Consider the following 13971-nt stretch of genomic DNA (forward strand, 5'->3'; position numbering starts at 1 on the left):
GAGAAACAATCATGAAGAAATTTGTACTTTGCATAATAGGATTAGGCCTACCGATATATTTATTACCTTTCATATTACGCGGGGATTTGGATAGATTTAATCCGATTGCTGAAGAAAAAAATGTATATGCCATTGCGAAAGGATATGGTGTTCCAGATTATCATCATAAAGGACGAGCTATGTACGCCCTAAAAGGTGTAGATGAAGCAAGGAATGAGAAAGAATATACAGTAGGCACTAGCACCCCTAATGATTTTATAAAAAAAACTTACTTAAAAATTCATGTAAAAGGAAAGTATGTGTATTCTTACGACGTTATTTCAGAAAAAGATATACCAGGGAAAGTAAAGGGACAATTGGAGATAGCAGATAAATAAAAAGAGCCTACTCGTATGAGCTGGCTCTTGATCACCTCTCCCACCTACCATTGGGCTATCTTAAGGAAGAAGAATTCTTTCAGTAAATTTATTAAATTCCTTATCATTGTTTCACTAACCATTGTTCAATTACTTTCACTGTTTCATCTCGTTGTGCTTTTGATGTAATTAAGCTCGCATTATCACCTTTTTGCTCACCATACATGCCAAAATGAGCATGGTTTCCCCCTTTTATCATGTGCATAGTTGTATTCTTTGACATTAACTTTTTATTGTTCTCTATTTTTTCTACTGTTGCTAAAGCATCTACTTCTCCATAAATTGATAACATCGGAATCGATTTCGTAGAGAAGTCATCTGCAGGATACGAACCTAAGAAAATGATCCCGTCTACCTTGTCTTCATTGTGAAAGGCATATTTAGAAATCATAGCTCCCCCCATTGAATGTCCAGCAACGTACCATTTTTGAACTTCCGGATACTGTTCAATTACAATGTCTACCTCATTGATTCCGAGTATCGCTAAGTTTAGTGGTAACTTAGGCATTACTACAAAATGACCATCTTTTGCAAGAGCTTCCCCTAAGTAACTATAAGCCTCTACTTCTACTTTAGCTCCTTGATAAAAAATAATCCCTACCTTAGCATCCTTCTGTCCAAATACTATATTATCTTCATCTTTTTTATCATCTACTAACGACAAAGCCTCTTTCGTTGGTTTGTAAGTAAATTGGGACCAAGTAAAAAAAGTAATGCTCCCCATAAGTAAAATACCTAATAAAGAGTACAAAATAATTTTCATCCATTTCTTCATATGTATGACCTCCCTGAGATGTGTATATTCTATATTTTAGATTATCATTAATCAACATAAAAACTCGAGCATTTTTATTATGCTCAAGTTTTCATTTACGTCTTTAATTTATACTATATTTTCTAGGATAAGTACGTAGCAAATACAGCCCATATAATTCTGATTGTCATACTAGAAGGTTTCCAAGACCGTTTTTCTAACGCATCATACTAAATACGATCAATAGTGATTAAATTACTCCAAACATAAAACATACTATGAAACTGGATTTTTCATAAACACTCCCTTTTTTCAATAGAAAGTCTTAGAAATTCTATATGGTTCGCATGTTCTTTCAATGCATAAATAACGAAATAGCCTACGCTTGTGAGCAGACTATTTCTCCTTTTATTTTAGTCAAAAAACGAAGCATATCTTCATTCGAACATATTACCGATTGGATTTATGCATATTTCCTTCGAATTTTGCCAACCACCAATAACAGTAAGGGAATTCCTAGTTCATAGATAGGAAATGCAATAGGAATTACGAAAAATATGTAGTAATAATGAGTAAATGTCTGGATATTTTTAACCGACACAGCTATGATGAACGAAATAGGAGCAAGAACCAAAGCTACTTTTCGCCAATCCTTCAAATGAAACATTTGTGCTGTTCCATAACAAGCGAGAAACATGTATAACGCCAGTTTAACAAAAATACTAAAAAACCAAATAATAACAATCAGAATATCTACATTTTGAATGAATTCCATGACGGATATGTACCGACTCAAATCGTAAACCGGATACAAAAAACTTGAAGGCAAATTCGGACCGAATGTTAAAATGACCGCTAATGTTCCAATCGTTACCATAAAAACAGCCAGTCCTACTCCCCACATCGCCCGTGATGGCGCTTGTTCGGGTTTGTCCATAAAGAAAACAAACATTGTCATCATGACAGCCTCTCCAAAAAACGCGGCTACAGGAGTATAGGAACCTTTAAGGATGGGAAACCATCCAGAATCATGATAAATAGGAAGCATATAATCCAAATTCATATTGCCAACATTCAAAATGATTACAAACGTTATCATTAAAAGTACCATTGGCCCAATGATTTCACTTAAGCGCCCAATACCTTCCACCCCACCTTGATAAATGATAAAAATGAGCAATAACATAGCAGTAAAGACAATAATCCACAAAGGTGTATTATGAAACAAAGCGATACTAATGAACTCACCAAATTCACGGACCGTTATCCAAATTATCATGTACCATCCAAAGAAGTAAGGAATCATCAGTAGTTTTCCTAGCCATTTGCCAAGAATGGTTTGACTAAATTCAATTAGGGTTTGCTTCGGATAAAGCGAGCCAAGTGTAGTTGCCAAAAAAGTAAGAGCAATCCCTACACACCCTGCAATAAAGAGCGAGATCCAAGCATCTTGTTTGGCAGTGCGAATCGTCGCTGGAATAACTAGAAGGAGTGATTGGCCCACTTCAAATGTGAACATCATCCAAAAGATTTGTCTGCCAGAGATTTTCATCGAATTTCTCACACGCTATATTCCTCCTTATTTTTTTATTTCATTTTTCTTTAACTGCAACGGCTGTCCAGTCAGTCCTACTCGCCGAATAGTAAGCTTTGCATGAACAGAAACCTGCACTTTTCGAAACTGCTTACTCCAATTCTTTTTTAGCTCTTTCCATTCGGATGGATATTTTTGATGAATAGCTTCTCCAAATCCAAAGATATCGGTTCCGTATTGTTTTTGAACCTTTTTAATAGTTTGGAGAGCTTGTTTTTCAGATTGTTTTTCCATTACACGTTCTAAAAAAGTAAGATTTTTTGGCTGCGAAAGATCTAAATTCGTATTGTTCTCCTGAATCGTTCCTTCACCTAAAAAAACAACGTCACACTTAATTGTGGCCCCTTTTATAGTCGGTATAATTTTTCTTTTGATTTTTGTCATATATAAACTCGTACTACCATTCCCTTTAGAGGCAGTTGCTGTAATCGTCTGTTTACTTAAACGATTCACTATCCAAAGAGTAGCTAACCATTCCTGCATATTTAAGTATCCTACCAACTTAAGATCGTTGTTAAATATAGCACCTCCTACAATTTGAAACCCTTTGACCTCGTTTTCACCTTTTTTATGAGACATATTTAGTTTAATAACTGGCAAGATTGGGGTGATTCCATCACTCGTACCAGCAATAAGAAAATTTAATAACGATGTATCTCCCAATGCCTCTATTTGCATATGCTCTTTAAGTGCCCCAAGTGCCGGGATAGCCTCTAAAGGGATAGATGCTTTCAGGAACTCTTTTGCAGTATTTCCCTTTACTACTAACGCATCTGCTCGTAACCGAATATCAGGATCGCGACTATATGCATCCAAAACTGGAGCGAGACCATTTTTAGCTAATTTTTCTCCAATTAATATTACACGCTGATGCCCTCGAAAGATTTCCCTCGACATTTTTGTTTGCATCATTTGTACAGCTTCATGTGTATCCTTTCCAGTTCCTGATTCAAGAAAAACTGATTTTCCTGCATTACTTCTTCCGCTCTGTCCCATTCCCATTTTTGAAGGGATAATAAACTGGGCGCTAATTTCAACCTTATTATTCTTCGCTTGATCAAGTCCCCATCCTAATTCTATTGCCAGATCATTTAACTCTGTACGATCCCAGCATCCCGTCAAGAAACATAAAGAAACTACTAGTATCATACAAAGTGCCTTGTGTAGGCTCATTCTGTTTCCCCTCCCCCTTTTGCACCTGGTTGTTGTCCATCTGGAAAACGGACTTTCTCCTTACCAGATACCATTATAGGACGATGTGTCATGTTCCAACGAGGTGTTCGAAGCAAAACATCCTTTAAATCACGCGGAGTCTGAGGCGCAACCGGACTTAAATACGGAACGCCGAATGAACGTATGTTTGTTAAATGAATTAAAATCGCAAGGGTACTTATAGCAATACCATACAGCCCAAGCATCCCTGCCAATAGTAGCATCGGAAAGCGCAGCATCCGGTAAGCTGTTCCTAAGTTATAGCGCGGGAACGCAAACGAAGCAATTCCGGTTGTCGCCACAACAATAACCAATGGTGCTGAAATAATACCTGCTTGCACCGCAGCTTGTCCGATAACAAGTGCCCCTACAATGCTAACTGCTGATCCAACGGGTTTTGGTAACCGAACGCCCGCTTCCCTCAAACCTTCAAATAAAAATTCCATCATCAGCGCTTCTATAACAGCTGGGAAAGGAATACCTTCTCTTGCAGCTGCAATACTAATAAGCAAATTTGTTGGGATTAGTTTCGGATGAAAGGTTGTAATAGCGACATAGAGAGAAGGGAGAAATAATGAAATATTGATTAATATTAAACGTATCCATCTAACAAAAGTTGTGTAGATGGATCGTTCATAATAATCCTCTGCTGCCTGGAGACCAGTCCAAAATGTCATAGGAACGATTAAAACGAAAGGTGTGTTATCCACTAAAATTGCCACTTTCCCTTCTAATAAACTTGCACACACCGCATCTGGTCGCTCAGTATTTTGAATTTGTGGAAAAGGAGAAAAAGGTTGGTCCTCAATAAACTCTTCAATAAAAGCTGACTCTAACACCCCATCAATTTGAATTCGCTGTACCCTTTGGCGAACTTCATCTAAAACCGAATCGGGAGCAATTCCTTCAATATAGGTAATCACCACATCTGTCTGTGACAATTCCCCAATCGAATAAGGTTCCATTTTTAGTTTTTGGCTCCGAATTCTTCGGCGAATAAGGCTCGTATTGACCCTTAAAGTTTCCGTAAACCCGTCCCGAGGGCCACGAACAGAAATCTCGGCAGCTGGCTCTTCAATACTCCGTTTTTCAAACCCTTTTAAGTCAGCGACCAGAGCTTGACTCTCTCCTTCTGTCAAAATGACGATATTCGCTTTCAATACTGCTTCTATAACCTCACGAACTTTAGAAATCGTCTTTACTTGAGAAACTGCAATAAGCTGATTTTGTATAATTTCTCCTACTGAATCCATAACCTTTAGTCCACTAGGCATCCCCTCGAACATCATTGGTTTCAAAACAACTTGTTCCACAATACCGGTGTTTACCAATCCATCTATATAAATAAAAAGAATTTTAATTTGGCTATTTATAAATATTGGACGAAAAACAATATCGGAACAATTCTCAAAAACTTGTTTCAAAACTTCTTCATTCGCAGATACACTCTGATCAAGCTCACGATCTTGATTAGAGTGTATCTGCATACTTGCATTCTCAAGTTCCTGAATATCTTTTCTCAAATGTTTTCTACTAAGTTTTTTCATCACACTACCCCATTTATCGAATGGTTTATGTTTTATACTTGGAGCTAAGTGTTAGTGATTTCTTGACAGAAAATCTTTACAAACCGTTCCACTAAGTAGTTTCTGGCTAAGTAATCATTTATCTAAAAAACAACAGGAAAATATACCCTCGACATCCTTCTTAAAATCTCCCTCCACATGAAAATTATTCAATTTTTTCTATAAGTTATTTATTCTAAAATGAGATTAGGACAAATAATAAGAGCTCTACATGCATAATCAATCTTTTAATTGTTGTAGGTGTAATTTTTCATTTCTCCTTTGATATCTCTACAAGATAAAGTTAAATTCCTAAACAAATAAAAAGAAAAAGCAAATGACCTCCATATTAGATCACTTGCTTTTTCTCTCATCATATACTTTCTAAACAACTCTATAAACTATTCTAATTATGTGCTTCACTTTCAAATTTTTGAGTTGCCACTTTTTTAGGCATAAAACATGCAAAGATTAATGCTACGAAAGATAAGAATAACATAAATAGATACGCATCACTTGAGCCGAAAATAGAAGATAACTTCGCTAGTTGAATAGCTGTAATGTTTCCTTTTTCCAAAGATAACTCTGCAGCATGTGAAGTTGCTTGAGTCGTATATATAGTAATAACAACTGCTGTTCCAATAGCACCGGCTAATTGACGAATCGTATTATTTACCGCTGAACCATGTGAACCTAATTCTCTAGGTAAAGCATTTAGTCCTGCTGTATTTAATGGCATCGAAATAAAGCTTAACCCAATTCGTAAAATAATAGTGCGCACCATTACATACATATACGTTGTGGATTCAGCTAAATCAATTACACCCCACATCGAAATAATATATTAACCCTGTAATAAAGAGTGGTTTTGCTCCGTATTTATCATACATTTTACCTGTAATAGGTGATAAGAATGCATTAATAACAGCTCCAGATAATAGAAGTAAACCTGATTCAAATGCGGTAAAGCCTCTTCCGTTTTGTAAGTATATCGGTAAAAGAATTAAATCAGCATACATAATCATCGTGATGAGTACGTTTATCATTGATGTAAGAGTAAAAATTTTATACTTAAATACGGATAAATTTAATAGTGGATCGTTACACTTTATTTGGCGTAAGCAAAATAAAGTGTAACAAGTACCCCGGTAATAATTGTTGTAATAACAATCGGATGATCCCATCCCTTACTTCCTGCACTACTAAATTCAAATAAAATACAACCAAAATCAATCGTTGATAAAATGACACTTACAAATATCCAATCTTGCTTTTGTCGTATCTGCAACGTTCATTAAATATTTCAGTGCAAGAATAATGACGATTAATACAAATGGAGCTAAATAAATAACTATCTAGCATTTAAGTCCTATTTCGCTACGTATATTGGGATAGTACCAGATGACTATCAACTTAAGAACGGAAGCTTATGTTTGAACATAATATCAAATTTAGATGAGCAAGACTATTTCAAGTGAATAGAATGTACTCTTTCAGAATACATAAAATATATATAGACAGGCTTAGCCTGATTACTTCATCATTAGTGAAAGTAGGATTATATAAATTTTGGAGGAAAAGTTATGCAAAAAAAGGTTCTCCTGTTTACAGATTTGGGGATTGACGATGCGTTTGCTATACTGTACACCTTTTTTCGTAAAGATATTCAACTTGTAGGAATTGTAGCCGATTATGGAAATGTATCAAGAGAAAATGTAATAAGAAATATTAACTATTTGAAATACATTGCGGGAAGAGAAGAGATACCTGTATTCCTTGGTGCTTCTGTACCATTGACAGGTATCTTGATTCAGTATTTCCCTGAGGTACATGGAAAAGTTGGATTAGGGCCTATTATTCCACCTGAAATTTCATATCCAGTTTATCCTTTAAATGATATCTATCAAGTTATAGAATCAAATTTGGAAGATCTTACAATTATCAATTTAGGAAGACTTTCTTCGCTAGCTACGACTTTTGTATTGAATTTAGAAATAATGCGAAACGTAAGAGAATGCATTTGCATGGGGGGAGCTTTTTTCTATCCAGGTAACGTAACTGCTGTAGCTGAAGCTAACTTTTACGCCGACCCTTATGCAGCAAACTTAATTCTGCAGCATGCACAGAATTTGACAATTATCCCTTTAAATGTGACTCAACATGCGATTGTTACACCCGAAATGGTCCAACAAATCGATGCATTTCATCGAAATACACAGGATCTTGCAGGGCTCATCCTCAAACCTATGTTAGACTATTATTATAATTTCTATTCCAAGTCTAATCCTGGTATAAGTGGAAGCCCTATGCATGATTTTGTAACAGTGTGGTATTTGCTGAATCAAGAGGCTGTTGGTCTTTCAAGAGTACCCATTAAAGTAATTCCTGATCAAGGAGAAGGATTTGGTCAAAGTATTGCAGACTTTCGTTTTGTTACTAATCCAGGCTATAAAACGCATAATGTAGCTTTTCAGTTTGATTATGAAAGATTCAAGAAGGATATTATGGAAACGTTCTTAAAGAAGAGAGTGTAATAGACTTTATTAACTTCAGATAATACGGATTATGTGAATGAAATGCCACTTCACTTAACGTACAGGAAATCTACTTTTTATATTTCTCATTCAATTAAAGTAACTATATCTAAAAAAATCATAAAGTATCCTATAGCACTGATTTATAATTTTAACCCTCTTTTTCATCACCTTTGCCATTTACTGAGAATCAGGATTTTTTTCGCTTGCAATTTATCAACGATATTAGAATAATCTTTCTCCTTACGATTCTGGCTTAAATTATATGCAGCTTGAACTTCTTGCACTTTAATTTTAAATCCAACAATTCCTTTTACTTCTCGTTCTAATAACTAAGGAGAAAGTTCATCCCATAAAACTATATTTTCACGATTTTCTTCATACTTTTTTAGCATCATTGCTAGTTCTTCTATTAATTCATCTATCTCTAAAATGCTTGCTGTACCCTATACATGAATGGCCTGATAATTCCATGTTGGAACTTCTTCCTTTCTATACCGAAAAGAGGAAATATAAGCGTGTGGTCCTTGAAACACACCAAGCACATCTCCATGATCCCCGAATATTTCCAACCGATTATTTCCATAGGCCATATGCCCAATAATATAGTAATCATCACCTTTTTTATTTAACCCCAAAGGCAAATGAATGGCAATTGGTTTCCCTTGTTCTGTTATGACAATCGTACCAAAAGAGTTTTTTAAAAAAATCTCATCAAAATCTCTGATCTTAAATTTTTTTGGAATATACCCCCTTTTAACAAAGTTATTTAAGTGTTTTAGTCATTATAAAGTCTATTTGTTCTTCATCACCCATATAAAAAGAGTGGGCTCCAACTTGGACAAACCCCATTTTCTTATAAAAAGCAATAGCATTTTCATTCTTTTCCCAAACGCCTAGCCAGATTTTCTTTTTATTATGTTCAATTGCAATTTCAATCGCTCTATTTAATAGATGTTTACCAAGCCCATGTTTTTGAAACGTGCTTTTTATATAGATCCTCTCGATTTCAAGTGATTCATCACCCATTTCTTCAGACTGAGCGTCATTCGTATTTACCTTTACATATCCAGCGACTTCATTATTAAAATACATAAAATAGAATTGCGAAGAAAGATTGGCTAATTCTTTTTCTAATTGTTTTAAGTTTAATGCCTTTTCTAAATAGGCATTCATATTTTCGGGTGAATTTTGATGCTTAAATGTCTCATCGAATGTTTCATAACTAATTTCTTGAAGCTTATGTAAATCTTCAAGAGTACACTTTTTTATAGTCATCTACATATGTCACTCCTTTATATAATCAATAAATTCTCTTGTTCCCCTTTTTTACAAAATCCCAGTCTTTTTCTACATTTCCTCTTACTCTTTGAAGAAACTTGAAAATAGTTTCTACTTCTTTTTCGGAAAATCCCTCCAATGCAACGGCATTGGAATAATCATTTTCTCTTTTTATAAAGGGATACACATTTTCCCCTTTCTCAGTTGGAAAGAGTTTTTTTATTTTTTTGTTATGTTCATCTTCTTTCTTTTCAATAAAACCATTCATTTCAAGTTTTTTTATAGCACGAGATGCTGTTGTTCGATCCACTTTTATCATCTCAGATAGCTTTTCTTGAATGACACCTGGGTTTTCACATATTCGTACAAGGTACAAATACTGCCCTTTTGTCAGCTCATATTCTTTAAATTCTATATTACTTATAGAATTTAAAGCCCTTGCTATCATTCCAATTTCGCGAAGAATTCCCTTCATAAGTAGCTCCTTATTACGTATTTTTGTTGCAAATGCAATATTTAACGTTACATTTAATATAAATCGTTTTTATTGCAAATACAATAAAAACGATAAAAAACCCATCCATTTTGAAAAAAGATTAAACAAAATGGATGGGTTTCTTTTATGGAAGAATTCATTGTTTCCTAAAAAACATATTAATGAATATTTTAAACTATCCGGATTAAAATAACACCCGTGATCATAACAGTTAAACCAAATATTTGTAATTGTTTTGTTCAAAATACCTTCTTCGTTTTTGTATACTCATTGTATTTTATACAGAAATTTAATTACTTTTCAATTCCCGATTGAATTAACTTTTTATTCAATACATCTATAAAAATTATGATGGCTTTATACCTTTAATATACCTTTGTATTATCATCTACATTCTCAATCCTAATAAATTCAAACTCAGCTTCATATCCCTCTCCTTGTGGACTGCAAGTATAAATACCAACTTTCATATAATCTTTTTCCTCAAAAAGGTGAGTCATTCTTATTTGTTTCCATGAAACGCCGTCTATTGAATAATCAACATAGTAATTATTACCCTTTCTTGTTATTCGATAGTAAAGGGAATTCAAATCTTCCAAAAATTCCTGACTAGACCAATCAGAGTATCCATTTTTTGTTACAACAACACCTAATTTACTATTGTCATCCGGTATATACTCAACAGATGTCTTCAACCACGTATCTTTTGAAAATCGAACCATTATACCTGCTTGATCATATCTGTTTGCTGGTTTAGAGTTTACTTTCGTGATCAATCTAAAATCTCTATTTAGTTCATAGTATAAAAAATGACCATTATCAAATTGAAATTCATAGTGTGTTTTTTGCCAGAAATCTGTCTCTTTATCAGGTTTGATTATTAACTTCGATTTATTCCTATTAATCTCCCAATCTTTAGGTGGAGAAAACCATTTTAAACTTTTATCAAATTCTACATTATTAAATTCCTCTATTAATCTATATCGATTGCACATTAACAATATCTCCTTAACCTTTTATATTTATTATGAAAAAGTATTTACACAGTAAAATTATTTAATCTTGATATGTGACCTTCTAAAAAAATCTCTTCCCGGCTTCATCATCTTAAATAATTCTTTATTCCCCAAAACTTTTATAAGCTATTAAACTTCATCTCAAATCAATGTCTTTCTCATTTAATAATTTCTATTCCTCTCATGTATGGACGCAATACTTCTGGAACTATAACAGAGCCATCTTCTTGTTGGTAGTTTTCTAAAATAGCTGCTACTGTACGTCCAATAGCCAATCCAGAGCCATTTAGTGTGTGCACCAATTCTGGTTTAGCTCCATTTGTACGACGCGCTTGGAAATCTTCACAATTTGAGCAAGAAGAAATTTCACGATATACGCCATAGCTTGGTAACCAAACTTCAATGTCATAAGTTTTTGCAGCTGGAAATGCCATATCAGCAGTACATAATACGATTACACGATAAGGTAACTGTAACAATTGCAGAACCTTTTCGGCATTTGTTGTTAATTTTTCTAACTCATCGTATGAATCTTCAGGTTTTGTATATTTAACCATTTCAACTTTACTAAATTGGTGCTGACGAATTAACCCTCTCGTATCGCGTCCTGCACTACCGGCTTCAGAACGGAAACATGGAGTATTCGCCGTAAAATTAATAGGTAACTCTTCACCTTTTAAAATTTCATCACGATAATAGTTTGCTAATGGTACTTCCGCCGTTGGAATTAAAGAATAATTTGTGTCTTTTAAGGTGAATACATCTTCTTTAAATTTTGGGAACTGTCCTGTTCCTAATAAACTATCGCTATTTACGATAAATGGCGGAATCACTTCTGTATATCCGTGTTCTTCAACATGTAAATCTAACATAAAGTTGGCTACCGCTCGCTCTAAACGTGCTCCCAATCCATTGTAATAGACGAAGCGGCTTCCCGTTACTTTTGCTGCACGCTCAAAATCTAGTAATCCTAATTTTTCAGCAACTTCCCAATGTGGTTTTGCTTCAAATGAAAATTCACTTATTTCTCCCCACTTACGTATTTCAACATTATCATCTTCTGATTCCCCAACAGGCACTGTTTCATGAGGTAGATTTGGTAATGCTAACAATATTGTATTTACCTCTTCTTCTACATAACGCAATTCATCATCTAACGATTTAATATTGTCTCCCACTTCACGCATTTCACTAATAAGTTCATCGGCATCTTGTTTTTCACGCTTTAAATTCGCAATACGTTCAGATATTTCATTACGTTTACTTTTTAACTCTTCTGCTCCTATTAACAATTCACGACGCTTTAGATCTAATTCTTCAAATTTATTTAATTCAAGAAACTCTCCACCACGAGTAATTAATTTTTTCTTTACCCCTTCTACATTTGTACGTAATACTTTTACATCTAACATGGCTTATCTCTCCTCTAATTAAGTAACTAATCTTTTTAAAATTAGGTTGTGTACTACAAAAACACAAAAAACTCCCGTCCCTATAAAAGGGACGAGAGTTAACCCGCGTTGCCACCCTAGTTGAAAGCACAAAAATATATGCTCTCCACTTAAATTATTAACGGCTTTTATCCGGAAACGATTATTAACTTCACATTGAAGTGTTCCACATTTCGCTCAAGGACGGATTCACAAGTTCCTTCTATCGGTTTACACCACCCACCGACTCTCTAAAAGAAAAAATACTTGTTACTATTTCCTTTCATCGCTTTCAAACAATATACATTTTAATTATCACTACTTTACAATAATTCTGTTTATTTATCAAGGGATTATTTTCAGTGAATAAAATATATTCATAATTAATTTACACACTTATATTTCCCAATATTCTTACGATATTATTTCTGAAGGGGATATTCCGGAAGAAATAATAGGACAATTGAAGATAGTAAATTAAAAATAAGTTGATTCAATCAGCTTATTTTTTTCATTCCTTTATCTTCTCCAGTCCAAAGGGTGGTCTTTGTTTCAGCATCAGCGATAAGATATTTTATCTCTAAAATCTTTTTCCGTTTTTGTCCATGATGCTATTAAGTAAATTTATCCATTAAACATCTGGGCATACATAAAAAATAATAGCAACTACTAAAAATAGAGCCGATTTCTTTATCTTATAGGAAATCGGCTCTATTTTTAGTTATTGATTTAGTAATAGAAAACACCTTTTAAGATAACTATGTTTATACTATAGACGTTGATCTTTCTGGAAGTTTAAACGAAAATGATCTTCATCATTATATACCCCAAATTCATACCCTTGCTCTTTATAAAATTTAATAATTTCAGGAAGAGCTTGTAATGTTTGCGCCTTTTCATGCATTAAAACAACTTCTACTTCTTCTGTTGTTTGTTTCTTTACATTTTCGATAATCTGAGTTGGATTATCTTTTAATTTCCAATCATTTGAGTCTATTGTCCAATCCCAAACTTTTATTGCTGCTTCTACAATTTGATTACGAATTTCCTCACCCTTTAATCCTGGTGCAGATCCATATGGCGGACGAACTAGTTTAGGAGTTGTACCCGTAATATTATGGATAAGAGCTAACGTTTCTTTCATCTCCGGTACAAATTGTCCTTTTTTGTATAGCTTATCACTGTTATGTGTCATACTATGAGCACCAATATAATGTCCTTCTTTTACCGCTCTTTTTACATTTTCCTGAAAACCTGTATTTTGTAAATTGCTACCTTGCATAAAAAATGTAGAGGCAACATTTTGTTCTTTTAGTACATCTAAAAATTTCCCAGTTAATTCGCTAGGACCATCATCAAATGTTAAATAAACAACTTTTCCTACCGGTTTTCCATCAGGTCTTTTTTGTTTTGTCGGTGGTGTTTCCTTTTTCTTTTCTTGTTGTTGCGTATTAACTTGTTTCATATTTTCCTTAGCTACTCCCTTCGCTGAGATAGAGTTCCATTCCCCTATTAAAAAGAATGTGAAAAAGGTCGTTGCTAAAACAACTCCTAGAGATATTATTACCTTAGTTAATCGACTTGTTTTTTTCTTACTTTGTGATTCTTTCATTATTTTTCGATCCTTTCCCTATTAATTTTCATATTCATTATTTAAAAGGTTGAGCCTTTAC

11 protein-coding genes, 2 pseudogenes and 1 other annotated feature are annotated in these 13971 nt (G+C 34.1%); of the genes and pseudogenes, 2 read left to right on the plus strand and 11 right to left on the minus strand.

Annotation, left to right across the window (positions count from 1 at the left end):
* Positions 1-11: 11 nt before the first annotated feature.
* The gene (locus MKX31_RS13460; RefSeq protein ID WP_000714941.1) at positions 12-377 is read left to right on the plus strand and encodes a YxeA family protein; all 366 of its coding nucleotides are present in this window, start codon (positions 12-14) and stop codon (positions 375-377) included.
* 103 nt (positions 378-480) lie between these two features.
* Here MKX31_RS13460 and MKX31_RS13465 read toward each other — a convergent pair whose 3' ends face one another.
* The 5 genes and pseudogenes from MKX31_RS13465 to MKX31_RS13485 all read right to left on the minus strand — a co-directional run.
* Complete coding sequence (locus MKX31_RS13465) at positions 481-1191, minus strand: alpha/beta hydrolase (RefSeq protein ID WP_064475743.1); 711 nt, start codon at positions 1189-1191, stop codon at positions 481-483.
* A gap of 442 nt (positions 1192-1633) precedes the next feature.
* On the minus strand, positions 1634-2722 hold the full coding sequence (locus MKX31_RS13470) for a GerAB/ArcD/ProY family transporter (RefSeq protein ID WP_064475976.1): 1089 nt from the start codon (positions 2720-2722) through the stop codon (positions 1634-1636).
* A gap of 27 nt (positions 2723-2749) precedes the next feature.
* A complete protein-coding gene (locus tag MKX31_RS13475; protein WP_064475744.1) occupies positions 2750-3937 on the minus strand; it encodes a Ger(x)C family spore germination protein in 1188 nt (395 codons plus the stop codon).
* A complete protein-coding gene (locus tag MKX31_RS13480) occupies positions 3934-5526 on the minus strand; it encodes a spore germination protein (protein ID WP_340980968.1) in 1593 nt (530 codons plus the stop codon). Before MKX31_RS13480 ends, MKX31_RS13475 begins: the two co-directional genes overlap by 4 nt.
* Before the next feature lie 421 nt (positions 5527-5947).
* Positions 5948-6896: pseudogene (locus MKX31_RS13485) on the minus strand (MFS transporter); the annotation flags it as partial.
* A 228-nt stretch (positions 6897-7124) separates the two neighbouring features.
* Here MKX31_RS13485 and MKX31_RS13490 point away from each other — a divergent pair.
* On the plus strand, positions 7125-8075 hold the full coding sequence (locus MKX31_RS13490) for a nucleoside hydrolase (RefSeq protein ID WP_064475746.1): 951 nt from the start codon (positions 7125-7127) through the stop codon (positions 8073-8075).
* Positions 8076-8255: 180 nt separating this feature from the next.
* Here MKX31_RS13490 and MKX31_RS13495 read toward each other — a convergent pair.
* The 6 genes and pseudogenes from MKX31_RS13495 to MKX31_RS13520 all read right to left on the minus strand — a co-directional run bounded on the left by MKX31_RS13495 (position 8256) and on the right by MKX31_RS13520 (position 13910).
* Positions 8256-8821: pseudogene (locus MKX31_RS13495) on the minus strand (FMN-binding negative transcriptional regulator).
* A gap of 19 nt (positions 8822-8840) precedes the next feature.
* Positions 8841-9353, minus strand: a complete 513-nt coding sequence (locus MKX31_RS13500) for a GNAT family N-acetyltransferase (protein WP_098102417.1) — start codon at positions 9351-9353, stop codon at positions 8841-8843.
* Positions 9354-9378: 25 nt separating this feature from the next.
* Complete coding sequence (locus MKX31_RS13505) at positions 9379-9831, minus strand: MarR family winged helix-turn-helix transcriptional regulator (RefSeq protein ID WP_088046758.1); 453 nt, start codon at positions 9829-9831, stop codon at positions 9379-9381.
* Between the two features lie 386 nt (positions 9832-10217).
* Positions 10218-10847 (minus strand): DUF1349 domain-containing protein, encoded by a 630-nt coding sequence (locus tag MKX31_RS13510; RefSeq protein WP_340980969.1) that lies wholly within the window; start codon positions 10845-10847, stop codon positions 10218-10220.
* Positions 10848-11026: 179 nt separating this feature from the next.
* Complete coding sequence (gene serS, locus MKX31_RS13515; RefSeq protein ID WP_340980971.1) at positions 11027-12280, minus strand: serine--tRNA ligase; 1254 nt, start codon at positions 12278-12280, stop codon at positions 11027-11029.
* Between the two features lie 84 nt (positions 12281-12364).
* Positions 12365-12594 (minus strand) — a binding site (T-box leader).
* A 473-nt stretch (positions 12595-13067) separates the two neighbouring features.
* Positions 13068-13910 (minus strand): polysaccharide deacetylase family protein, encoded by an 843-nt coding sequence (locus tag MKX31_RS13520; protein WP_064475750.1) that lies wholly within the window; start codon positions 13908-13910, stop codon positions 13068-13070.
* Between the last annotated feature and the right edge of the window lie 61 nt (positions 13911-13971).

This window comes from Bacillus sp. FSL M8-0063 (genome assembly GCF_038005545.1).
GTDB lineage: Bacteria > Bacillota > Bacilli > Bacillales > Bacillaceae_G > Bacillus_A > Bacillus_A wiedmannii.